The 23,488-nt window shown below is 68.3% G+C and carries 19 protein-coding genes and 2 pseudogenes; 8 read left to right on the plus strand and 13 right to left on the minus strand.

What is annotated here, in order from left to right:
* Positions 1–92: 92 nt before the first annotated feature.
* Together ARGLB_RS09555 and ARGLB_RS09560 are read left to right on the plus strand one after the other, a co-directional pair.
* Positions 93–764 (plus strand): potassium channel family protein, encoded by a 672-nt coding sequence (locus ARGLB_RS09555; protein WP_003801606.1) that lies wholly within the window; start codon positions 93–95, stop codon positions 762–764.
* Complete coding sequence (locus ARGLB_RS09560) at positions 765–1,547, plus strand: potassium channel family protein (protein WP_003801608.1); 783 nt, start codon at positions 765–767, stop codon at positions 1,545–1,547.
* Here ARGLB_RS09560 and ARGLB_RS09565 read toward each other — a convergent pair.
* The 4 genes from ARGLB_RS09565 to dut all read right to left on the minus strand — a co-directional run bounded on the left by ARGLB_RS09565 (position 1,517) and on the right by dut (position 3,921).
* A complete protein-coding gene (locus ARGLB_RS09565) occupies positions 1,517–2,272 on the minus strand; it encodes a DUF3159 domain-containing protein (protein WP_003801611.1) in 756 nt (251 codons plus the stop codon). The genes ARGLB_RS09560 and ARGLB_RS09565 overlap by 31 nt on opposite strands.
* Entirely contained in the window at positions 2,269–2,598 is a 330-nt protein-coding gene (locus ARGLB_RS09570; protein ID WP_003801613.1) for a single stranded DNA-binding domain-containing protein, read from the minus strand. Before ARGLB_RS09570 ends, ARGLB_RS09565 begins: the two co-directional genes overlap by 4 nt.
* Positions 2,591–3,304: a DUF3710 domain-containing protein gene (locus ARGLB_RS09575; protein WP_003801615.1), complete on the minus strand. Its 714-nt coding sequence runs from the start codon at positions 3,302–3,304 to the stop codon at positions 2,591–2,593. Before ARGLB_RS09575 ends, ARGLB_RS09570 begins: the two co-directional genes overlap by 8 nt.
* A 71-nt stretch (positions 3,305–3,375) precedes the next feature.
* A complete protein-coding gene (gene dut / locus ARGLB_RS09580) occupies positions 3,376–3,921 on the minus strand; it encodes a dUTP diphosphatase (RefSeq protein ID WP_003801618.1) in 546 nt (181 codons plus the stop codon).
* A gap of 59 nt (positions 3,922–3,980) precedes the next feature.
* Here dut and ARGLB_RS09585 point away from each other — a divergent pair, with 59 nt between their 5' ends.
* The gene (locus ARGLB_RS09585; RefSeq protein ID WP_003801620.1) at positions 3,981–4,469 is read left to right on the plus strand and encodes a DUF3093 domain-containing protein; all 489 of its coding nucleotides are present in this window, start codon (positions 3,981–3,983) and stop codon (positions 4,467–4,469) included.
* Positions 4,470–4,536: 67 nt separating this feature from the next.
* Here ARGLB_RS09585 and ARGLB_RS09590 read toward each other — a convergent pair whose 3' ends face one another.
* Complete coding sequence (locus ARGLB_RS09590) at positions 4,537–4,836, minus strand: DUF4193 domain-containing protein (RefSeq protein ID WP_043418614.1); 300 nt, start codon at positions 4,834–4,836, stop codon at positions 4,537–4,539.
* A 259-nt stretch (positions 4,837–5,095) separates the two neighbouring features.
* Between ARGLB_RS09590 and sepH the strand changes: the two genes are divergently transcribed.
* Positions 5,096–6,586: a septation protein SepH gene (sepH, locus tag ARGLB_RS09595; protein ID WP_003801623.1), complete on the plus strand. Its 1,491-nt coding sequence runs from the start codon at positions 5,096–5,098 to the stop codon at positions 6,584–6,586.
* A 3-nt stretch (positions 6,587–6,589) separates the two neighbouring features.
* Here sepH and ARGLB_RS09600 read toward each other — a convergent pair whose 3' ends face one another.
* The 4 genes from ARGLB_RS09600 to ARGLB_RS09615 are packed head-to-tail and all read right to left on the minus strand — an operon-like array spanning position 6,590 to position 12,116.
* Positions 6,590–7,363, minus strand: a complete 774-nt coding sequence (locus ARGLB_RS09600; protein WP_003801626.1) for a thymidine kinase — start codon at positions 7,361–7,363, stop codon at positions 6,590–6,592.
* A complete protein-coding gene (locus ARGLB_RS09605) occupies positions 7,356–8,639 on the minus strand; it encodes an alkaline phosphatase family protein (protein WP_050934325.1) in 1,284 nt (427 codons plus the stop codon). The genes ARGLB_RS09600 and ARGLB_RS09605 overlap by 8 nt, the downstream gene beginning before the upstream one ends.
* Position 8,640: 1 nt before the next feature.
* The gene (locus ARGLB_RS09610; protein ID WP_003801630.1) at positions 8,641–9,381 is read right to left on the minus strand and encodes a DUF5998 family protein; all 741 of its coding nucleotides are present in this window, start codon (positions 9,379–9,381) and stop codon (positions 8,641–8,643) included.
* A 44-nt stretch (positions 9,382–9,425) separates the two neighbouring features.
* Entirely contained in the window at positions 9,426–12,116 is a 2,691-nt protein-coding gene (locus ARGLB_RS09615) for a bifunctional acetate--CoA ligase family protein/GNAT family N-acetyltransferase (protein ID WP_003801632.1), read from the minus strand.
* A 56-nt stretch (positions 12,117–12,172) separates the two neighbouring features.
* On the opposite strand from ARGLB_RS09615, the gene ARGLB_RS09620 reads away from it, so the two are divergent.
* Together ARGLB_RS09620 and ARGLB_RS09625 are read left to right on the plus strand one after the other, a co-directional pair.
* Complete coding sequence (locus tag ARGLB_RS09620; protein WP_003801635.1) at positions 12,173–14,689, plus strand: DNA gyrase/topoisomerase IV subunit A; 2,517 nt, start codon at positions 12,173–12,175, stop codon at positions 14,687–14,689.
* Between the two features lie 9 nt (positions 14,690–14,698).
* The gene (locus ARGLB_RS09625) at positions 14,699–15,217 is read left to right on the plus strand and encodes a DinB family protein (RefSeq protein ID WP_003801638.1); all 519 of its coding nucleotides are present in this window, start codon (positions 14,699–14,701) and stop codon (positions 15,215–15,217) included.
* Positions 15,218–15,230: 13 nt separating this feature from the next.
* Here the strand turns inward: ARGLB_RS09625 and ARGLB_RS09630 are convergent, their stop codons facing one another.
* On the minus strand, positions 15,231–16,283 hold the full coding sequence (locus ARGLB_RS09630) for a GNAT family N-acetyltransferase (RefSeq protein ID WP_003801639.1): 1,053 nt from the start codon (positions 16,281–16,283) through the stop codon (positions 15,231–15,233).
* Between the two features lie 161 nt (positions 16,284–16,444).
* Between ARGLB_RS09630 and ARGLB_RS09635 the strand changes: the two genes are divergently transcribed.
* A complete protein-coding gene (locus ARGLB_RS09635; RefSeq protein WP_043418617.1) occupies positions 16,445–16,675 on the plus strand; it encodes a zinc-ribbon domain-containing protein in 231 nt (76 codons plus the stop codon).
* Here ARGLB_RS09635 and cydD read toward each other — a convergent pair.
* The 3 genes and pseudogenes from cydD to ARGLB_RS09650 all read right to left on the minus strand — a co-directional run bounded on the left by cydD (position 16,672) and on the right by ARGLB_RS09650 (position 22,828).
* A pseudogene (gene cydD / locus ARGLB_RS09640) lies at positions 16,672–20,152 on the minus strand (thiol reductant ABC exporter subunit CydD). The gene ARGLB_RS09635 and the pseudogene cydD sit on opposite strands and share 4 nt — an antisense overlap.
* A 6-nt stretch (positions 20,153–20,158) precedes the next feature.
* On the minus strand, positions 20,159–21,208 hold the full coding sequence (gene cydB / locus ARGLB_RS09645; RefSeq protein ID WP_003801644.1) for a cytochrome d ubiquinol oxidase subunit II: 1,050 nt from the start codon (positions 21,206–21,208) through the stop codon (positions 20,159–20,161).
* A gap of 18 nt (positions 21,209–21,226) precedes the next feature.
* Entirely contained in the window at positions 21,227–22,828 is a 1,602-nt protein-coding gene (locus ARGLB_RS09650; protein WP_003801646.1) for a cytochrome ubiquinol oxidase subunit I, read from the minus strand.
* A gap of 273 nt (positions 22,829–23,101) precedes the next feature.
* Here ARGLB_RS09650 and ARGLB_RS09655 point away from each other — a divergent pair.
* Positions 23,102–23,487, plus strand: a pseudogene (locus tag ARGLB_RS09655) (BlaI/MecI/CopY family transcriptional regulator).
* Position 23,488 lies beyond the last annotated feature (1 nt).

Raw genomic sequence — 23,488 nt, forward strand, 5'->3', positions numbered from 1 at the left:
CACAAAGTTAGTCTGATTCGCACGCGATGTCATGGCAGGTTTCCGGCGGTAGAGTCTTACGGAGCAGTCGGCGAGAGTTGAGGAGAGAACGCGTGGCGCACTTCGTGATCATGGGTTGTGGACGCGTCGGGGCCACCTTGGCGCACACGCTCGAGGATGCGGGCCACTCCGTAGCCATCATCGACCAGGACGACCGCGCCTTCCGCCGCCTCCGCTCGGGCTTCACCGGCCGGAAAGTCACCGGAGTCGGCTTTGACCGCGACACCCTGAAGCAGGCCGGCGTCGCCGATGCCTATGCGTTTGCGGCCGTGTCCAGCGGCGACAACTCCAACATCCTGGCCACCAGGGTGGCGCGCGAGACATTCCACGTGCCGCACGTGGTGGCCCGCATCTACGATCCCGGCCGCGCCGAGATCTACCAGCGCCTGGGCATCCCCACGGTGGCCGCGGTGCGCTGGAGCGCCGACCAGGTCCTGCGCCGCATCCTTCCCGAACAGCACCTGGCCGGGGACTTCCGCGACCCGTCCGGCCGCCTCGTGCTGGCCGAACTCGACCTCCACCCTGAATGGGTGGGCCATCCGGTCTCCTCTATCGAAAAGGTGGCCGACGTGCGGGTTGCCTACCTGACCAGGTTCGGCGAGGGGATGCTGCCCGCCGCGGGCACCTCCTACCAGGACGGCGACACGGTGCACGCCATGCTGCGGGTGGACCGCTCATCCGAAGTCGCCCACATCCTCGCCAAAGCACCCGCCAAGGAGTCCTAAGTGAAAGTCGTCATCGTCGGGGCCGGAAGCGTCGGCTCCTCGATTGCCCGTGAGCTGCTGGCCCACAAGCACGAGATCCTGCTCATTGACCTCAAGCCCGAGGTGATCGGGCGCAGCGGCCTGCGCGGGGCGCACTGGCTGGTGGGCGACGCCTGTGAGCTGAGCACCCTGCAGGACGCGAAGCTCGAGGACGCGGATGTGGTGGTATCGGCGACAGGCGATGACAAGGTGAATCTCGTCGTCTCGCTGCTGGCTAAGACCGAATTCGGCATCGGGCGCACGGTGGGCCGGGTGAACAACCCGAAGAACGACTGGATGTTCAACGACTCGTGGGGCGTGGACGTTGCCGTGAACACGCCGCAGCTCATGACGGCGCTGGTGGAGGAAGCCGTGGAGATCGGCGATCTGGTCCGGCTCCTGACCCTCCAGACAGGCGTGTCGTCCCTCGTCGAGTTCACGGTGCCGCATGACTCGCACGCCATCGGACTGACGGTGGGCGACATCGACTGGCCCGAGGACTCCACTCTCGTGGCCATCCTGCGGGACCAGGCACCGATCACACCCAGCCGCGACGACGTCATCGACGGCGGTGACGAACTGTTTTTTGTCACCACCATCGCGGCCGAGGACCAGCTGCGCGAACTGCTGTCGCCCGGCTCAAGCGAGGGGCAGGCGCCAGGCGACGGGCACGCACGGGGCGAGGTCCCGGCGTCGGCCGTTTCGTCAGAGGAAGCCGGCCCGGCAACCGCGGATCAGCTGGATGACGACGGCTTCGACGGCTGACCGTCAGGCGTTGCCGCCGGACGCGTAATGAGCCAGGCGATCCACACGCCGAGGATGTACAGCGGTGCACCCATGATGAGCCTGGTGGTGGCCAGCGCCGCCAACCCGTCCGGACCCATCAGGTACAGGGGAACCTGCACCAGCAGGCGCAGCACCAGCACACCCACGATGATCCACGTTCCCAGCCGGTAGGCGCGGACGCGGACCGGGTCCTTGCGCCAGTCCAGGCCTTCGTTGCGGATGAACCCGAACAGCAGTCCGGCGATGGGCCAGCGGACGGCTATGGAGATGACCATCGCCACAATGTAGGCCGCGTTGGTCAGGAATCCCGGAAGGTAGAAGTCCTCGGCCTTGCCCGTGGTGTTGGCGAGCCAGGCTGAGATGCCCACACCGACCACGCCGGCCAGCGCCTGGGTCAGCGGGCGGCGCTGCACGAGCCGGACCACGGTGAAGACGGCGGCGGTGCCCAGCGCGGCGATGAGCGACGGCGTCAGCGCGGTGGTGGCGGTGAAAGCGACCAGGAAGACCAGGCCTGGCAGGATGCTCTCTGCGATTCCCTGGTAGCCGCCGGCGCTTTTCAGGACGTCGATGCGTCCGTCGTGCGTGCGGTGCAGCCCTGCCTTGGCCGCGTAGTCCTCGGCCAGCCCTGCAAAAGCCGGGGTCTCGGGCGTGGGCTTGGGTTCCTCGCGGCCCGGTCCCGAATCGGGGTTCTCAGGCAAAGTCATTGGTTCTCCTGGCGAGACAGTATCTCGTAGCGGGGGTTGAACATGGTGGGCATGCCTTCCTTAACGGTTAGCATGCCATCGAGCCTGAGTTCCGTCCCGGCGTCGATCCCCGGAATGCGGCGGCGGCCCAGCCAGATGACACGCAGCCGGCCGCGCCGCTCTGCGACAGGGGTGTCGTGGTCCGAGACGATAGCCGTGAAGGCTGCCACTTCCGACGGGGGCGCGTAGGTGACCGACTCAATGAATCCATGGCAGAGGACGCGCCCGCGCTCCGGCAGCCCGCGGATGGGTACCGCCGGGTCCTGCGGGCCGCCTGCGTCAACCAATCTGGGTGATCTCCGGCCCGCGCTCGGGCTGCTGCAGGTCCGGCGCAGCGGGGGGCACGGATGCCGCGGTGTCCTTGGGCAGGCGCAGCTGCAACAGGTCCCTCGGCGGCATGGGGTTCTCGCCCCGGATGACCACGATCTTCCGGAACAGGTCCTCGAGGCTGGCGGCAGCTTCACGGTCCAGCGCGGCCGCGCCGCCGAAAACGCCGCGAAGGAACCAGCGGGGGCCGTCGACGCCGACGAAGCGGGCCACGCGGTAACCCTGGCTGCCGTCCGGGGCGCCCGCCGGGAGCTTGGCCACAAGTTCGACACCGTACTCCCCCAGGATCTCCTCAACCTGGCCGCCCTGGCCGCCGACAGACTGCCCGATCTGCTCCCGGATCTCATCCCAGAGCCCTTCGGAACGGGGCGCGGCAAACGCCTGCAGCTGCAGGCTCGACCCCTCGAGGTCCATGGTCACGGCGACGACGCGCTGGGTTGCTTCCTCGACTTCGAGCCGGAGCTGGAGTCCGTCGCGGGGGGCAATGAGCAGGGCGCCGAGGTCCACGTAGCCGTCGCGGCTGCTGATCTCGGAGACGTCGAAGGGACCGTTGGCCCTGCGGTCATCGGCAGCCTTCTCGGCCGGTTCCGGGGCGGCGTCCTCCTGGACGTCCTCCGGTTCCGCCGATTCCTGCTTCTTGGCTTTCTTGCCCAGCCCAAAAACCATGCGTTGTCTCCTTAGTTGTGATCATGCCGCGCCCCGAGAGGCGGGTGTGCAGCCCAGCCGGTGTTGAGCCGCTACGTGCCCGGAACGGCAAACCCGCCCGTGGAGCCGAACCCGCCGGCACCGCGGACAGAGTCGTTCAGCTCCCCCACGGCGACGAACTGCGCGTGCTCCACGCGCTGGATCACCATCTGTGCAATTCTATCGCCGCGCCGCAGTTCTATGGCCTGGTCGCGGTCGGTGTTGAGCAGGGTCACCGAGATCTCCCCCCGGTATCCGGCGTCGACGGTTCCGGGTGCGTTCACGACCGTGAGCCCGTGCTTGGTGGCGAGGCCCGAGCGGGGGTGGATGAGGGCTACAAAGCCATCCGGCAGGGCGATGGCTACACCGGTGGGGACGAGCCGCCGCTCGCCCGGCTCGAGCACCACGTCCTCGCGGGCCCGCAGGTCCGCACCGGCGTCACCGGGGTGGGCGTACGACGGAGGTTCCAGGCCGTCGTCGAGCATTTTCAGCTGCACCTGCACGGTGGGTGCTCCGAACTCCGCCCTGGGCGGCTGCGCCGCGTCAGTCGCCGGGGCCTGCTGCGCAAGGGATGTCATGGCCGTTGATTCGTCAGTCACAGTCCCTCACTCTATCGCCCGCGCGGCTCCTCCTCATACTGGCCACTAAGCTTGGGGGCATGCCCGAATCAAGCGCCGCCGTCCCCGCCCGCAACCCGTCTTCACCGGATGAAACCGCAATTTTCTCCGAAAAGCTGTGGCCCGGCGTGTGGATCTGGGTGGTCGCAGTGGGCATCGCATCGGCAGGCATCCTGGTCTTCGCCCCCATCAGCCCGGCTGCCGGCTTCACGGCGGCGGCTGTGCTGTTCGCCATCGAGGCAGTGCTGCTGGTCCTGTCCACGCCGGCAGTGGTGGTGACCGCGCGGACACTGCAGGTGGGCCGGGCCAGCATCGAACGCACCCTGATCGGCGCGGCAGCGGCGTACCGCGGTAAGGAGGCGACGGCGGAGCGCGGCACGCGCCTGAACGGCCTGGCCTATCTCTGCATCCGGGGGTGGATTGACCCGGTGGTCAGGATCGAGATCGCCGACCCGTCGGACCCCACGCCGTACTGGCTGACCTCCACGCGGCGCCCGGAAGAACTCGTCGCCGCGCTGACCGGCAAGTAGCCTCAGACAGCCTTCACCCTTGGCCTGGCCTGGCCTTCGCAGTCGCGCCTAGAATCCGCAGTCGCGCCTAGCCTTCACAGTCGCGGCAGTACAGCAGCCCGTTCTTTTCGCGGGCGATCTGGGAGCGGTGCCGGACCAGGAAGCACGAGGCACACGTGAACTCGTCCGCCTGGGCGGGCATGACACGGACCATGAGCTCCTCGCCGGACAGGTCGGCTCCGGGCAGCTCGTAGCCTTCGGCGAGGTCGGCCTCGTCCTCCTCCACCACTGCCGTTGGTTTATCGGCGCGGCGGGTCTTCAGCTCCTCAATCGAGTCCTCGTTGAGGTCCTCTTCGGACTTCCGCGGCGCATCATAATCAGTCGCCATGGCCTGCTGCTCACACTCCGTCGAATCGCTTGAATGATTCATCCGGGACAACGCCGGGTGAATCTGGTTTGTGCCCGGTAGGCGCACATTTTTCTCCACGCCGGGCGGAAAAGCCATAGCCACATCCAGCGGCTCCCCTGCACCTCCACCGGCTGCCCGAAACTCCCGGAATTTCGCGGCGCGCCCTCTGCCCTAACGGGAAAAGACAGTGCGGGGTGGCAGAGTTTCGAATGATAGTAATGCCAGGGTGGAGGATTGTATGCAGGATCTACGGCTTGTAGGCGTCCACGACGACGGGGAGCATCTCCTGTTAAGCGGTACCGCCGGCGCAATGTTCCGGCTGCCGATCAATGAGGCGCTCAGGCTGGCTGCCAGCCGGCCCTCCGCGCGCCCGTCCGCGGGTACCCCCGTGGCCATGTCTCCGCGCGACATCCAGGCGAAAATCCGCAGCGGTTCCACCGCTGCCGAGGTTGCCGCCGCCTCCGGCATGCCGCAGGAAAAGGTCGAGCGGTATGAAGGGCCGGTCCTGGCCGAACGCGCGTACATCGCGCAGCAGGCCCAGAAGGTGGAGGTCGCCTCCCCGGCCCCGGGGCACGACGTCTACCGTTCGGCGTTCGGCGACAACCCCGCCACCCTCGGCGACATGGTGGCCCACCGGCTGACCGCCCACGGCATCCAGTCCTCAACGCTGGAATGGGATTCATGGCGCCGTCCGGACGGTACCTGGACCGTGGTGGCCAAGTTTGAAGCCGCTGCCGGCGGCCACGCAAGCATTGGCGAGGAACCTCCCGCGATGTGGACGTTCAACCCCACCCGGAAATCCCTGCAGAACGCGAACCGCTGGGCCCAGCAGCTCAGCGAACTGGAGCCACTGGACGGACCTGTGCCGGCCCGGCGGCTTTCCGCGGTGTCCGACAGGCCTTTCGACTTCGAAACTGACGCGGACGCTGCGGCCCGCACCGGCATTGGTGCAGGCATAGAGCAGCAGAAGGACCCTGACGGCCTGCTGGACATGCTGCGTTCGCGGCGCGGCCAGCGGCTTGGCGTGGACGAGGACAGCGACGACGCCCTGGCGCTGCTGCTGGCAAACGGTGTTCCGGCCGCCCACCCTCGGGCGGAGGAGGCGGCCGCGGTCACGGAGGCCGAACCGCCGGCGGAGGGCTCGGCACATGCAGGTGATTCAGCGCATTCCGACAGTGCAGCCCATTCCGAGAGTGCATCACATGACGGTGCGGAACCTGGTCCGGAATCCGAAGCGCAGGAGGACGACGGCGACGGCGCCGCCGAGGCTCCGGCGGCGGAGTTCACCCTGGCCCGGCGCCGTGACGGCAGGCCTTCGATGGTTTCCCGGCTCAACCTGGTGCCCAGGCATGAGGACACGGAGGACGAGTCGCTGAAGCTTCACGACGGCGTCAGCACCCACACGCGCGAAATCACCATAGTCCCGGGTCAGCCGGGTCCGGCCAAGCCCAGCCCGGCCAACCCCAAGGATCCCGCCTCACCGGCGGCGCAGTCCCCCGGCCCGGTTACCGGCCGCCCGGGGCCTGCCAACCCAGGGCTGGACGAACTTTTGGGCCGCGGCAATGCCCGCCGCCGCCTTGAAGGAAGCCGCCTTGAGGGGACCCGGCCGCAGCCTGGCCAGGGGACGTCCCGTGCCGATCAGGAGGAACCGGAACGCCAGCCGTCCCGGCCGAAGCGCTCAAGTGTTCCCAGCTGGGACGAAATCGTTTTCGGCACCCGCGGGGACTGAGTACTAGCTCCAGGCCCTTCCGCTGGCACTGGCACCGGCCTTTCCATTGGCGCCCGCCTTTCCACCAGCACCGTGCCACAGGCAGGCGTCCACCTCGAACGGGAGCAGCTCGTCCTGCTGGGCAATGATGCTGGCGCCGTGGGCAGTCACCCGGCGCATGAAATGCCGGCGGCACAGCGTTTCGTAGCCCACCACCGGCACGTGGCCTTCGTCGCCGTCGGGATCGCCTGCCGCAGGATCTATGGCCATGTCCACATCGCCGACCACCACCTGGGCGCCTTCGGTGACCATCACGCCGTCGACCGTCCTGGCGTTATGGGTGGCGCGGCGGCCGCACCAGCACAGCGCTTCAACCTGCAGGACCTGCACCCGGTCCGCGAGCTCAATCAGGCGCTGCGAACCCGGGAAGAGGCGGGTCCGGAAGTCCGCAGTGATGCCAAAGGCGAAGACGTCCACCTCGATCTCGTCCACTACGCGCGCCAGCTGCTCCACCTGGGCGGCTGAATAGAACTGTGCCTCGTCGCAGATGAGGTAGTCCACGCGAATCCCCTGGGTGCGGCGGAGCACCACCTCGTCCCAGAAGTCCGTGGTGTCGACGACTTCCACGGCCTCGGCCTGCAGCCCCAGGCGGCTGGAGATCCGGGAGTCTCCGGCGCGGTCATTGCGGCTGAACCGCACCCCGCCGCGGCCGCGGGCGCGGTGGTTGTAGTCCATCTGCAGGGCGAGGGTGGACTTGCCGGAGTCCATGGTTCCGGAGAAGAAGACGAGCTCAGCCACGGGATCCCTGGCGGCCTGCCGTCCTTCCGCGGACAGCCTTGCCCGCAGCTGTCCTACCGGAAGCCTGGAAGCTGAGCAGCGGGATTTCGCGTTCGGCCCTGGTCAGGGAACCATGCTGGCCCACAACCTCCATGGCCGTCGGACGTACCCGGCGGGTGTCGTAGAAGGCCAGCGCATCCCGGGCTGCCACCATCACATCGCCCAACCGTCCTGTAACTTCGGGCCGCACCGTACCGAAGAGCCCGGCAGCCACGGCTTCCTCCCGGCTGAACGCCCAGATCCGCTCGCCGAAGCGGGCACGCCAGGCCGCCAGGAGCCGTTCCTTCGCGGCGTCACCGGCGTCGTCCTCCAGGTACAGGTGGACCATCCGCGGTTCGCCGGCCGTGTGCCGGACACCGTCCACGAGGGCGGCGTCGGCGGCGTAATCGAGGCGCTGTGACTCAGGAACGTCCAGCATGCCGTGGTCGGCCGTCACCAGCACTGTGGTTCCGGGCGGGAGTGACGCATCAAGGCGCTTGACCGTGGCGTCCAGCTCCTCGAGCTGGTGCTCCCACTGCGGCGACTGCGCGCCGTACCGGTGGCCGGCCTTGTCCAGGTCGTTCACGTAAAAGTACATGAGGGCAGACTCCGCGTCAGCCATCGCCTCGGCTGCCGCCGCCGTGCGGGCGTGCGAGGTGGTGCCGGAGACGAACGTTCCGCCGCGCAGCGCCGCCTGGGTCATGGGCGAGCCGCCGAACTGCGGCAGGCTGACGGTGGTGACCGCCACGTGTTCGGAGGCACGTTCGAAGACGGTGGGGAACGGCTGCCACTTTTGCGGGTCCACGGCGGCATCCCAGTTGCCCAGCATGTTGACCACTTTGTCCTGTGCCGGGTCCAGGACGTCATAGCCCACCAGTCCGTGCTGGCCGGGCGCGAGTCCGGTGCCGAGGCTGGCGAGGGAGGCTGCAGTCGTGGAAGGGAAGGCGGCATCCAGCCAGACGGGGACCGCCCCCTGGCCCTGCTGCAGGATGCCCCGGAGGAAGGGAGTGTGCGCGGTCTTCTGCTTAAGCAGGCTGCGGCCCAGCCCGTCGGCGAGGACCACGCACACGCGCTTGGCCTGCGGGAGGCCCAGCACGTTCTCGAAGCCCGGTACACCCAGGCTGGCTGCTGCGCTGCCCAGCACCTCGGCCACGGAACGGCGGCCATAGGCCGGCGCCCCCGGCAACCCGCTTACGGCAGGACCGGATTCCGTGGTTCGTGGTGCGGAGCCTGAAGCATGGTTTTCCTGCTCCCGCATCTCAGCGCTTGTGCCCGCGGCTGAGCCGGTTGGCAAAAACTCCCATGCGGGGACGCGGGTGGGTTGCGGACGGCGCGTGCCGCACCGGGGTGGGGGATCCGGTGTTTACCGCGCGCAGGGCACGGGCAAAAAGCTTGGCATCCTGGACCGCCTGCAGGCCGTCCGCCTCGGCGCTGATGCGCAGGACGATATCTTCCTGGGCGATGGTGCCGCTGTAGCCATGGTCAGCTTCGCACTGCGGGTCTCCGCAGCTGGCCGGACCCACATCAAGGCGCTGGCCGCCGGACCAGGCGATGGACAGGGTGACCTCGCGGACCGGGTCCGAAGGCTTGTAGTTCTGCGGCTGGGCGTACATGTAGCTCAGTACCACCGAGCGGATCTGCGACACCGGGACGGATTCCGTGGAAATCTGCGCCACGATCTGTTCGCCCGCCTCGTCGAGCTGCTGGTCGTCCACGTGGGTGATCACCAGCATGTCCTCGGTGAGGACCAGGACGGTGATGTGCCGGCGGACCTCGGCGCGGTCGAAGTGGGTCTCGAGGTGGACCAGGTGCGCGAGGCAGTCCCGGCCGTCCAAGGCGTCATCCACGACGTCGGCTACGAGCAGCGGGTAAAACCCCGCCTGCTGCAGGGCGCCGTCGAGGCTCTGGCCCTGCACACTGTGGTTGTGTGAGCTGTGCTGGAAAGCCTGCGGGCTGTGGTCGGGCGCTTGAGGCTTCGAGGTGGGAGGCTGGGAGCTCATTTCCCCATTTTCACAGATCGGTGTGGCACATGCTAACCAGGGGACTAGCTCCGCATCGCCCGCCGCGCGCTGTCAGTGCGCTGCGCCGCGTTCCCGATCCGGACGTCGGCAGCCAGGATGAACGCCCCCTGCGGCGTGGCCAGGACCGGGTTGAACTCCACCAGGGCTATCTCCGGGTGCGCATCCTTGAGCCGTGCCAGCCGCGCCGCCACCTCCTCCAAAGCGGAGACGTCGACGGCGGGCAGACCCTGGTAGCCGAACAGCTTCCGTGACGCGCGGGGGCTGCGGATCAGGTCGCGGAGGTCGGCGCCGGACAGCGGCGGCGCCCGGTGCGCCCAGTCCTCCAGCAGGTTGACGGCGTCGCCGGCCAGCCCGAAGGACACCACCGGCCCCAGCAAAGGGTCCTCGATGGCGCGCAGAGTGCAGGCCTGGCCCACCGGGGCCATGGTCTGGACCTCCAGCGACGCCAGGCCGTAGGGCTCCAGCGCCCGGCGCATCTGACGAATGTTCAGCCGGAGGGACTCCGCGTCCTGGATGTCCAGCCGCACCCCGCCCAGGTCAAGGCGGTGGCGCAGCGTCGGATCGGTGGTCTTCAGTGCCACGGGCCAGCCGAGCCTGCCGGCCGCCGCCACGGCTTCATCCTCCGTATCGAAGCCTTCCGAGGGCATCACCCTGATCCCGTAATGCGCCAGCAGGCGCGCGGCGTCTGCAGGCTCGAGTTGCCTGAGCTGCTCGCCGCGGACATCGGCCAGCAGCCGTTCGAGGTCGGCGTGCGCTGCATCCGGATCGCACCCATCGGGATCCACAAAGAGGCCCTGGTCCCGTTCCGCCCATTCGGCGTAGCGCACAACGGCGGAGAGGGCGGCCACGGCCGCCCCGGGATTCGAGTAGCACGGCACCGGCGCTGCGCCGGCGCCCTCCCCCACCATGCCTTCCACGTACACCGATGGATCGAGGATGCCGGTGAAAGCAGCCACCACCGGTTTTCCGGCCTCGGCGGAGGCTTCTGCGAGCGCCCCGGCAAGCTTCTCCACGGTCAGCCCGCGGGCCGGAAGGAAGGCCACTACGCCCGCGTGGACCGCCTCGTTGGCCAGCACCCCGCGGAGCCGTTCACGCAGGGCCGGCAGGGCACGGGACATGCCGGCGTCCAGATCCAGCTCCGTCACGAGCTCCTCGACGCCGAGGCCGTGGGATACGGCGCTGTCCGCCACGACTTTCCCCAGCGCCCCGGAGTTGCTGAAGACCGCCACCCCGGCACCCTTGGGCAGCGGCTGGGCAGACACGATCTGTGCCACGTCCATAAGCTGTTCGATGGTCTCCACCCGGATCACCCCGGACTGGCGCATCATCGAGTCCAGCGCATCGGCGGGAGCCTGCGTGGTGCGCACCGCATGGCCCGGCGGCAGCTGCAGCCCCATGGACGTGGACTTGGCCACGATCACCGGCTTGGTCCGCGCGAGCCTGCGGGCGATACGGGAGAACTTGCGCGGGTTGCCGATCGACTCCAGATACAGGCCCACCGCGGTGGTGTCGGCGTCGTCCTCCCAGAACTGCATCATGTCGTTGCCGGACACATCGGCCCGGTTTCCGGCCGACAGGAAGGTGGAGAGGCCGGCGCGGCGCCGGCTGGACGCCGCGTACAGCGCCACCCCGATCGCCGCGGACTGGCTGAACAGCCCCAGACCGCCGCCGCGGGCCAGGCTTGGTGCCATGGAGGCGTTCAGCGACACCGCTGGGTTGGTATTCACGATGCCCAGCGAGGCCGGTCCGATGACCCGCATCCCGTTGGCCCGCGCCTGCCGCACCAGCTCCCGCTGCCGGGCGAGGCCCCGCTCCCCGTCCTCGGTGAATCCCGCGGAGGCCACCAGGACCCCCTTCACGCCGGCGGCGGCGCACTCATCCACCACCTTGGGGACTTCCTCGTAGGGCACCGCCACAATGGCCAGCTGCACCGGCCCGGGCACCTCCGAGAGCTTGCCGAAGGACAGCATTCCGGCCAGTTCAAACGCTTCGGGGTTGATGGCGTAGACGGGACCGGTAAAACCGCCTTCGATGATGTGTTCCAGGAGCTGGTACCCCACGGTCCCCCACCTGCGGCTCGCACCGATCACCGCTACCGACGACGGCGCCAGCAGGTCCTGCACGCTTCTCGCCTCCGCGCGGTGCTCCCGGGCTTCCATCACGGCGCGCGATTTATCCGTCGGGTCGATGTTGAACTCGAGGCTCACCACGCCATCGTCGAAATGGCGCTTGACGTCATACCCGGCGTCAGAGAAGACCATGAGCATCTTGCGGTTCTCGGGCAGGACCTCGGCACTGAACCGGCGGATCCCGTTTTCGCGGGCCGCCGCCGCGAGGTGCTCCAGCAGGATCGAGCCGATGCCCCGGCCCTGGTGCGCGTCGGCGATGTTGAAGGCCACCTCGGCCTCCGCGGGGTCGTCCAGCCGGTCGTACCGGCCGATGCCGATGATGTCCCCGCCGATGGTGATCACGAAGGCCACCCGGTCCCGGTAGTCCACCTCGGTGAAGCGCTTGAGTTCGCGGCTGGAGAGCCGCTCCTTGAGGGCGAAGAACCGCATGTAGATGGAGTTCTGCGACTGCCGCGTGTGGAAGGTCTGCACGGCGTCCGCGTCGGTGGGGTGGATGGGGCGCAAATGCGCTGTGCCGCCGTCCCTCAGAACGACATCGGCCTCCCAATATTCCGGATATTCGCCGTCCCCGGGCTGATCCACCATAGGCTTAGCCTAGCTAAACCTCCCGAAGTGCACCCCAAAAAGGATCCACCAGCCCCATGGCACGCCGCCAAACACGCACCCCCGCAGGGGAAACAGTCCAGGACTACACCGAAAACATCGTTGATATCGACGTGACTTCCGAGATGGAAGGCTCCTTCCTGGAGTACGCGTACTCGGTCATCTACTCCCGGGCCCTGCCCGACGCCCGGGACGGCCTTAAGCCCGTCCAGCGGCGCATCCTCTACATGATGAGCGACATGGGCCTCCGTCCCGACCGCGGCCACGTCAAGAGCGCCCGCGTGGTGGGTGAGGTCATGGGCAAGCTCCACCCGCACGGCGACACCGCCATCTACGACGCCATGGTGCGCATGGCCCAGGACTTCTCGCTCCGGCTCCCCCTGATCGACGGCCATGGGAACTTCGGCTCGCTCGACGACGGCCCCGCGGCACCGCGGTACACCGAGGCCCGGCTGGCGGCGGCAGCGCTCACCATGACGGACCACCTCGACGAAGACGTGGTGGACTTCGTCCCCAATTACGACAACCAGCTCACCCAGCCGGAGGTCCTGCCCGCAGCGTTCCCCAACCTGCTGGTCAACGGCACCACCGGCATCGCCGTCGGCATGGCCACGAACATGGCGCCGCACAACCTCGTGGAGGTCATCTCCGCGGCCCGGCACCTCATCGCCAACCCGGACGCCACGCTGGAAGACATCATGCGGTTCGTGCCCGGCCCCGACCTGCCCACGGGCGGGCGCATCGTGGGCCTGGACGGCATCCGGGACGCGTACGCCACGGGCCGCGGCTCCTTCAAGACCCGCGCCAAGGTGGAGGTGGAGCAGCTCTCGGCACGCCGGACGGGCCTCGTAGTCACAGAACTGCCGTACATGGTGGGTCCGGAAAAGGTGATCGAGAAGATCAAGGACGCGGTCAACGGCAAGAAGCTGGCAGGTATCAGCGACGTCGTGGACCTGACCGACCGCAAGCACGGCCTGCGGCTCGTCATCGAGCTGAAGAACGGTTTCAACCCCAACGCGGTTCTCCAGCAGCTCTACCGCTACTCGCCGATGGAGGACTCCTTCGGCATCAACAACGTCACCCTCGTGGAGGGGCAGCCGCAGACGCTGGGCCTGCTGCAGCTGCTCACCGTGTACGTGGACCACCGCATCTCGGTGGTGCGGCGCCGGACGGTGTTCCGGCTCGGCAAGAAGAAGGACCGCCTCCACCTGGTGGAGGGCCTGCTCATCGCCATCGTGGACATCGACGAGGTCATCCAGATCATCCGGTCCTCGGACGAGGCCTCCGCGGCCCGCGAACGGCTGATGTCCATCTACGACCTCTCCGAGATCCAGGCCAACTACATCCTCGAGCTCCGGCTCCGCCAGCTGACCAAGTACAGCAGGATCGAACTGGAGAAGGAGCAGGACGAACTTCGCAAGGAGATCGCCGAACTGGAGGCCATCCTCGAGTCCGATCAGCTGCTGCGGGAACTGGTGTCCGGCGAACTCGGGGAGATCGCGGAAAAGTACGGCACGCCGCGGCGTACGGTGCTCCTGGAATCCGAGGCCGTGTCCCCCACGGTGGCCAGCGCCGCCGGCGTCGAGAGCAAGGCGGGCGTCAAGGGCAAGCCCGCTCCCCTGGCCCTCGAGATTGCGGACGACCCGTGCTGGGCCATCCTCACGGCCTCCGGCCAGATCGCCCGGACCGCCAACCAGGACAGCCTGGCCGAGACCGGCCCCCGCTCCAAGCACGACGTGTTCCGCTCGGTGGTCAAGACGTCGGCCCGGGGCGAGATCGCCGCAATCACCTCCCAGGGGCGCATGCTCCGGATCCAGGTGATGGACATGCCCGTCCTCCCGCCGGTCTCCGGCCTGCCGAACCTGGCCGGAGGCGTTCCGGCCAAGGACTTCATCACCCTCCTGAAGGGTGAGTCCCTTGTGGCATTCGCCCCGCTCGATGAAGTGCTGGCGCTCGGCACGGCGCAGGGCATCGTGAAGCGGGTACAGCCGGATTACCCCCTGAACCGCGAGGACTGGGAAGTGATCACGCTGAAGGACAAGGACACCGTGGTGGGCGTGGCCCCGGCAGGATCCGACGACACCGACCTGGTGTTCCTGACGCGGCAGGCACAGCTGCTGCGGTTCAGCGCCGCCGTCGTCCGCCCGCAGGGCAGGACGGCCGGGGGCATGGCCGGCATCAAGCTCGCCGCCGGGGATCAGGTGGTGTTCTTCGGTGCGGTCGCCCCCGGCGACGAATCCGCCGTCGTCGTCACCATTTCCGGTACGGAAGGTGCCCTGCCGGGCACCGCCCCCGGGGCCGCCAAGGTGACGGCCTTTGCCGAATACCCGGCCAAGGGCCGCGCCACCGCCGGCGTCCGGGCGCACCGGTTCCTGAAGGGTGAGGACACGCTGCTGCTGGCGTGGGCCGGCCACGGCCCGGCGAAGGCGTCGTCGTCGGCAGGGGTGGCCCGCTCGCTGCCCCAGGAGCACGGCCGGCGCGATGGTTCGGGCATTCCGCTCTCACAGGCGGTGGACGTCATCGGCCCGAGCATGGCCTGGCCGGAATCCGCCTAGACTACTGCCATGCCTATCGTCCCGGATGAAAAGGACTGGACCTGGGTCCTGTCCCGCCCCTGCACGCAGTGCGGCTTCGACGCGTCCACCGTCACGCCGTCCACGGTTCCCGGCAGCGTCGAGAACATGCTGCCGCGCTGGCGGGCCGTGCTCCGGCGGCCGGACGCCACCGAGCGGCCGGACGACAGCACCTGGTCCGCGCTGGAGTACGCCTGCCATGTCAGGGACGTGTTCAACCTCTTCGACCGCCGCCTCAACCTGATGCTCACCGATGACAACGCGCGGTTTCAGAACTGGGACCAGGACAAGACGGCACTTGAGAGCGACTACGCGAACGCCGACCCCGCCGTGGTGAGCGCCGAGCTCACTGCGGAGGGCCAGCAGGTGGCGGCCTCCTTCGCCAGGGTGCAGGAGTCGCAGTGGGACCGGACCGGGCTGCGCAGCAACGGCTCGGAGTTCACTGTCCTGACGCTCGCGCAGTATTTCCTGCACGACGTCGTCCATCACCTTGCGGACGTGGACGGCTGACCGGCGCTTTCGTTCAGGGCTGGAGGACCTTGTCCCAGGCCAGGCTTGTGTTAACCGGGGCGTAGCCCATCTTGCGGTACAGCGCCATGGCGCCAGTGGGGTTCTCGGAATCCACATCCAGCGACGCCTTGTCCATGCCCGCGGCGGCGAACCGCCGCATGGCATCGGCCAGGAGTGCCTGCGCGACGCCGCGCCCGCGGAATTCCCGGCGGACACCCAGCAGGTCCGTGTAGCCCTCGGTGAACCCGCGTGCCACGGCGGTCTCCGGGTCGTGGCTGGCCAGCTGGTAGCCAACCACCTCACCCGTGCTACTCGCCAGCACGACCGCGCTGAGATCGGGCCGGGCCAGGGGGTCGTTGACCACGAAGCCCCATGACTCCTCGTCCCGCGGTTCGCTTCCCCAGTGGTCGGCGAAGACCTGGTTGTGCGCCAGGCGCACGGCTTCGCTCAGCCCTGGTTCCATCGGCACCAGCTTCAGGCCGTGGTCCAGTGGCGCTTCGGGCAGCGGAGCCGAGAGCGGGCGGTGCATCTCGTTGTAGTAGCGGACCACCTCATACCCGGACTCCTCCAGGAGAGCGCACTGGTGCTGCTGTTTCTGTTCGATGAAAATCCGCAGCCGCGGTACTGGCCCTGTTCCGTCCGCACCGGCAACATTTGCACCGGAATCCTCCGCGAACCGCTGCCTGGTCCGTGCCTCCAGCCAGGACAGAAGGGCTGACCCGACGCCGCGGCGCTGCCACTTGGGGTCCACGGCACAGAATCCATGGGCTTTGGCCCCGTCCTTGTTTTTGGTCAGGCGGGCATAGGCCCTGGGAACACCGCCGGAGTCCAGGCCAAGCACTGTGTTTGGACCCACCGGGTTGTTTTTGGACTCCATGATCTGTTCCAGGTCCGCCCGCCGTTCAAACCACACAGGCTGCTCGGCAGCCGCGGTCCGGGCGATCAGCTCAGCCCAGGCATCCAGATCCGCGGGGCCGGCGCTGCGCCAGTGCAGTTCCGGGAAGCCGACGGCGGGAAGGTCACCGGAACCGGCGGCGGGCAGGCCGGGGGCGTCGTTGTGCGTCATGGGAAACAGGCTAGCCGCCGGCCACTGGCCGCGCCATCATGCCGCCTCTGCGCTCGCTGTTCCTCACGCTGCACTGGTACTGCGCTGCGGGGCGGCAACCCGTAGGCTGGGGCAATCACCGGCTGGGGCAATAGCGGCCAGCTTTCCCTGAAAGGCGCAGAATGCTTCTACTCTTCGGATTCAAGACTGTTCAGAAGCTGCTGCCCGGCCGGTCGGCGGCCTGCCAGTACTGCCGGGTGTTCGCGCACCAGCACCTTGAGGAGCGGGCCACCAAGTTCACGCTGTTCTTCATTCCGGTTTTCACGACCTCACGCTCCTACCGGATCACCTGCTCCAACTGCGGCGCCACCTCGGTGGTCAACGGCCGACAGAAACAAGCGCTGGTGGGCTAACCCCGCCCCGATGCCATCACCGCGGCGCCGGCGAGCCGGTTTTCGGCGCGAAGCTCCAGGAGCGCGTCGTCGGGGCTGATGTCGGCAGGGTTGTGGGTCACCAGTACCACGGTGCGCGACGCAAGTCCGGCACGCAGGTCCGCGATCAGCGCCCGTCCGGATTCGGCATCGAGGTGCGCGGTAGGCTCGTCCAGGAGGATCACGTCGGCCTGCGTCATGAGGGTACGCGCCACCGCGAGCCGCTGCCGTTCGCCACCGCTGAGGAATGCTCCGCCCGGGCCAATGCGGGTCTCCAGGCCGTCTTCCAGACGCGCCAGCAGGGGCGCCAGGCCAACCGCTGCCAATGCTTCCCGCATCGCCTGTTCGGTCTCCTGCCCAGACCCCCATGCCCGACTCCTGCCGCGGGCTGCCGAGCAGCAGGTTCCCGCGGACGGTGGAGTCGAAGAGGTGCGCCTCCTGCGGGCACCACGCCGCGGTGCCGGTCACCGCGATGCGGCCTGCCCGGGCAGGGAGGAAGCCCAGCATCACCGCCAGCAGCGTGGACTTGCCGGCGCCGGACGGGCCGGTCACCGCCAGCCAACGGCCGGGCTCAGCCACGGCAGACACGCCACTGAAGACAGCACCGCCGCCTGGCCACGCGGCCGACAAGCCCTCCAGATCGACGCCCGGCTGCCCCAGCCCGCGGGGAACCGGCCGAATGTTTTTCCGATTAACGCTGGGTTCTCCCGGCTGCAGGACGCCCGACTCACCGATGCGGCGCAGGACCGCACGCAGCGCCGGAAACTGCCGGACCGCCGTCGTCATGGCCCCAAACGGTTCGGCGAGCGCCAACAGCAGGAGAACCACGACGCCGACCGCGGTCGCCGGAAGGGAACCGGCCAGCACCTCGGGCGCCGCCAGCACGGCGCTGTAGAGCGCGCCCGCGCCGCACGCGGCCACGGTGAGGGCCTGGCCGAGTCCTTCAGCCCAGGCCGACCTGCGTGCCGCGCCGGTGGCGTCCCGGTCCAGCGCACTGATACCGGCCAGAACCGGCTGCGTCGCGGCATTCGCGTGCAGTTCCGCCCTGGCGTCCAGCGCGGCAGCGACCCGCCGGAGGACCCCGGAGCGCAGCCGCTGCTCGGCCTTGGCAGACATCCGGTCCGCGAACAATGACGCGGCGGGCGCAGCCACCAGGCTCACCAGCGCGGCGGCGAGCACGGCCGGCAGGGCCGCCGGAATCAGCCAAGCCACCGTACCGGAGGCGGCTGCTGCCACCGCCACGGCAATAATCGGCGGCAGCACCACCCGCGGGAGCAGGTCCCGGACGGTGTCGACGTCCTCGATGACGGCGCCCAGCACGTTGCCGCCCTGCAGCAGCCGGCGCAGGGACAGTGCCCGCTGGCTGAGGGACGCCCAGAGGCCGCCGCGCAGCTTCGTCAGGGACGCGAACACGGCGTCGTGCAGGAGGAGCCGCTCGCAGTAGCGCAGAACAGCGCGGCCGATGCCGAAGAAACGGACACCCACAATGGCGGTCAGGAGGTACAGGATGGGCGGCTGCTCACTGGCGCGCAGGATGAGCCAGCCGGAAAGCCCTGAAAGCGCGACGGCGAAAAGGGCGGCCAGGGCCCCGACGATTCCGGATGCTGCGAAGCGTCCACGGACGGGCGCGAGCAGCCTGGTGAGCATCGCGGCGGTGCGGGGGGAACTGGCTCGCGCGTTGGCGGCCGGGACGCCGCCTGCCCCGCTGCCGGCCACCGCAGAGGCGGCGCCCCCGCCGTCGGCCGGCGCACTGCGGTGGCCGGCGCCGGCCGAAACCTGGGCAGTGGCCTCAGCCGGAGCAAGGGGCGACGTTTCATGAGTCGGCGCAGCTCCGTGGCCGGACAGGGGCACGATCCTGTCGGCGAGTTCCCTCGTCTGGCGGTCATGAGCCACCAGAATGACAGTGGCGCGGCCGCGCAGCGCTCGGATCGCATCATGGACACGGTTGGCCGAGTCCCGGTCGAGGTGCGCGGTGGGCTCGTCCAGGAGCAATACTGTGGCGCCTGCCTCGATGCGGGCCAGGCCCCTTGCAAGGGCAATGCGGCGCAGCTCCCCCGGACTCAGTTCGGCCGGATGCTTGTCCGCCAGGTGGTCCGCGCCGACAGCGGCCAGGCACCGCAGCACTCCCCCGGAGTCTGCTTCCCCGCGGACGGCTGACCCGGCTGCTGGCTTGCCGGCTGTTGCCGTGCCCGCCGTCAGGTACAGCAGCACCTCCTCGCGCACGGTGTCTGCCACCATCACGGGATGCTGCGGCACCCAGGCCACGTCGCCGGCCGCGAATCCTCCGACAGTTCCGGACACTGCTGTGCCGCCGCCGGTTCCGACCGTTCCCGCGAGAACGCCCAGCACGGTGCTCTTGCCCGCGCCGCTGGGACCATCGAGCGCGGTGACCAGTCCGGCGGGCGCCGAAAAGCTGAGAGGCCCGACGGCGGTGCCCTGCCGTCCCGGATAACTCACGGTGAGGTCCCGGACAGTTACGCCGGCCGGGCCGCCAACTGCGGCCGGAACCGGCACGAGCCGCCGTGGCTCCGGTGCGTCGAGCACCGCCGTCGTTTCGGCAAGTGCTGCCCGGCCGTCGTCGCTCGCGTGGTGGGCGGTTCCCAGTTCACGGAGCGGCAGGTAGCAGTCGGGGGCGAGGATGAGGGCCAGCAGCCCGGCCTCCAGCGCCATGTCGCCGTGGACCAGCCTGACGCCGATGAACACCGCCACCACGGCAACGGAAATGGTGGCGATCAGTTCCAGTGCGAGCGCGGAGAGGAACGCCGTCCGCAGGGTCCCCATGGTCCGCTGCCGGTAGTCTTCGGAAATGTCCTCCAGGGCGCGGCGCTGGGCAGCGGCCCGGCCGAGCCCCACCAGCACCGGCAGCCCCTTGGCGAGTTCGAGCATGTGCCCGGACAGCCGGGACAGGGCAGCCTGGGCCTCCCGCACCTTGTCCTCGGTGTAGCGGCCGATCAGCACCATGAACACGGGGACCAGGGGCACCGTCAGCACGATCACCACGGCACTGACCCAGTCGGCGAAAAGGATCCGGGCGCCGAGCAGCAGCGGGATGGCCGCGCAGTTCACGACCGCGGGGAGGTACTGCGTGTAGTAGCTGTCCAGGGCATCCAGGCCGCGCGTCGCAAGCACGGCCAGGCCGCCGTCGGACGGGCCGGCGGCCCGGACTCCGTTGCGCAGTGCCGTCTCCAGGAGTTGCGCCCGCAGCTCCTCCTTGACGCCCAGGGCGGCGCGTCTCGCGGCGACGCCCTGCGCCCAGACCGTGACGGACCGCAGCACCACGCCGGCTGCTCCCCAGCCCAACTGGTCACCCCACGCGGCGTCCTGGATCATGAGGCCTGCGAGCACGGATGCGACGGCCTGCCCCATCAGGACAAGGGACAGGGCCTTCAGCGCGGCCAGCAGGCCAAGTCCGTAAAGGGCGCGGCGGGTGGAGGGTCCGGCCGGGAATTGGGGTTTCAAAGCGGGTCAGTCTTTCCTGATGAGTGCTTTCGCGGCGACTGCGGGCAGGAAGCTGTGCGCCTCCGGGATGTGGGCGGCGCTGACACGGCGGCGGAACACCCAGTACGTCCATGCCTGGTAGGCGATCACCAGCGGCAGTCCGATGCACGCCACGATGCTCATCAGGCCGAGGGTGTAGTCGGAGGATGAGGCGTTGGCGATGGTGAGGTTGTAGGCGGGGTCGATGGTGGACGGCAGCACCACGGGGAAGACCGCGCCGAAAATGGAGGCTGAGCCGCCCAGCAGGAACACACCGGTTCCCAGGAACGCCCGGCCCTCGTTTCCCTTCCGGGCCTGGGCCCAGGCCACGGCCGCGGCGACCACGGCCACCGCGAGGACAACCAGCGTCCAGGCTTCACCGGTGAGGACCTGAACGCCGATGGCCCAGCCGGCCATCGGCAGGAGCAGGACGGGAAGCAGCCGAACGAACCACTGCCGCGCACGGTGCCGGACGCCGCCGTCGGTCTTCAATGCCAGGAATGCCAGGGCGTGCAGCAGGGCGAAGCAAACCACCGCCAGGCCTCCCAGCACGGCGTACCAGCTGAACCAGGCGAACGGCCCGCCGTCGCGGTCGCCGTTGGCGTCCAGCGGCAGTCCGGTGGTGGTCAGCCCCAAGGCGGCACCCACGCCGAAGGCGGCCAGGAAGGAGCCGACGGCGATCGCCCAGTCCCAGGTGTTCCGCCAGCGGTCGGTGTCCACCTTCCCTCGGTATTCGAAGGCCACCGCCCGGAAAATCAGCGCGACCAGGACCAGCAGCAGCGGCAGGTACAGGGCGGAGAACAGGGAGGCGTACCAGAACGGGAAGGCGGCGAAGGTGGCGCCGCCGGCGGTCAGGAGCCAGACTTCGTTTCCGTCCCAGACCGGCCCGATGGTGTTGAGGAGTACGCGGCGTTCGGTGTTGTTGCGGGCGAAGATCTTCATCAGCATCCCGACGCCCAGGTCGAATCCCTCCAGGAAGAGGTAGCCGGTCCACAGGACGGCGATGGCGATGAACCAAATGGTTGGCAGCAGTTCCATGCTTTGTATCCTCGGGTCTTAGTAGGCGAAGGCCAGGACGTCGTCGGAGGTTCCGGGCTTGTCCGGTCCGCCGTCGCGGGGTGTGGCATCCTCGTTCTCGTCGACCGGCACGTGGGCCAGTTCGGGCATGGCCGAGACGACGCCGCCCCGCACGTATTTCACGAGGAGCTTCACTTCCACCACGAGGAGCACTGCGTAGATCAGGGTGAGCACAACGAGGGAGGTCAGGATTTCACCGGCGGACACCCCTGGCGATACGGCCGCGGCGGTGAACATGAAGACCTGGTCGATGCCGTTGAGGTCCGGGTTGGGGGCCACGACGAACGGCTGCCGGCCCATCTCCGTGAAGATCCAGCCTGCGGCGTTCGCACCGAAGGGGGCCAGGATGCCAAACACGGCCAGCCGCATCAGCCAGCGCGACTCGGGCACGGTTCCCTTGCGGGTCAGCCAGAGTGCCACCAAAGCTGCCAGGGCCGCGAGTCCGCCGAATCCGATCATGGCGCGGAAGCCCCAGTAGGTGACCTCCATGACGGGGACGTACTGGATCTCCTGGCCTGCGCGGTCACCGTAGATGGGGTTGTCCGGGACGTGCGTGCCGTAGTCCGCCTTGTACTGGTCGATCAGGCTGTTGACGCCCTTGACCTCGGTGGTGAAGTCGCCCTTCGCGAGGTAGGAGAGGATGCCCGGGACCTCGATCAGCGCCACGATGTCGTCGCAGTTGCGGGAGCCGACGTTGCCCACGCTCAGGACGGAGAAGCCCGTTCCGTCGTGGCACGCGGCCTCGGCTGCGGCCATCTTCATGGGCTGCTGTTCGAACATCAGCTTGCCCTGCAGGTCACCGGTGAGGGCGGTTCCGGCAAAGGAGATCATGGCGACGACGGCGCCGATCCGCAGCGACTTGATCCAGACTGTGTAGTCGGTGCGGTCGCGGCCCGGAATGTCGGACTCGCCGGCAACCAGCTTGCCGTCCGCTCCGATGGTGTCGATACCGTCGCGGCGCCTGCGCCAGAGGTGGTACCAGGCGATGCCGAGCAGGAACCCGCCGGCGACGGCAAGGGCGCCGAAGAGGGTGTGCGGCACGGCTACCAGGGCGGTGTTGTTAGTGAAGACGGCCCAGGCGTCGGTCATGACCGGGCGCCCGTCAATCATGGTGACGCCGACGGGGTGCTGCATCCAGCTGTTGGCCACGATGATGAAGTACGCGGAGAAAAACGAGCCGACCACGGCGATCCAGAGGCACGCAAGGTGCACGCCCCTCTTGAGCTGCTTCCAGCCGAAGATCCACAGGCCCAGGAAGGTTGACTCGACAAAAAACGCCAGCAGGGCTTCGAGGGCGAGCGGAGCGCCGAAGACGTCACCCACGAAGCGGCTGTATTCGCTCCAGGCCATCCCGAACTGGAACTCCTGGACGATGCCGGTGGCCACGCCCATGATGAAGTTGATGAGGAAAAGCTTTCCCCAGAACTTGGTCATCCGCAGATAGGCGGGATTTGCGGTGCGGTACCAGACGGTCTGCATCACTGCGACGACCAGGCCCAGGCCGATTGTCAGCGGCACCATCATGAAGTGGTAGACGGTGGTGATTCCGAATTGCCAGCGTGCGATTTCCAAGGCGTCCAAGGCGGTCCCTACTTACGGTTGGGTCTAGCTCTCCAGCGTTGTTTTCTACACAACGTAGAACTTCAACTTCTACAGAGTGTAGAACACAGGTCCGAACACTGTAAACACGGTTGCATGCACATCGGAGGAACGCAATCACCCGCGACGCGCCGAGCGTTCTACCTCATGTAGAAACGCGCGGCGAAACGCGATAGATTTGAAGTTGCAGTATTGGAATCACGGCACGGGCCGGGCGATCGGCTCCTGGCAGTGCGTTGTCAAAAGGATGTACAGATGGCAAGTCTTGGGGAACTGGAACGCGCAGTCATGGACCTGCTCTGGGCGGGCCACGAAGCAGCCACGGCCAACACGCTGCGGGACCTGCTTGCGCAGAGCACGGCCGCGCATGGCGGAGCAGCAGGGCATGAGGGCAAGGACCTGGCGGTGACCACCGTCTGACGGTCCTTTCGCGTCTCGAGAAGAAGGGCCTCGTGGAGCGTGAACGCGGCACCCGGCCGCACCGCTACCAGGCTGTGTCCAGCCGCGAAGACCACACCGCCGAACTCATGCATGAAGTGCTGGGATCCGCTCCGGACCGCGAGGCCGTGCTGGCCCGGTTCATCGGTTCCGTGACGGAAAGTGAAGCCGAGACGCTGCGCAAACTGCTTGGCCACAGCTAGC

It is taken from the genome of Arthrobacter globiformis NBRC 12137 (assembly GCF_000238915.1).
GTDB lineage: Bacteria > Actinomycetota > Actinomycetes > Actinomycetales > Micrococcaceae > Arthrobacter > Arthrobacter globiformis.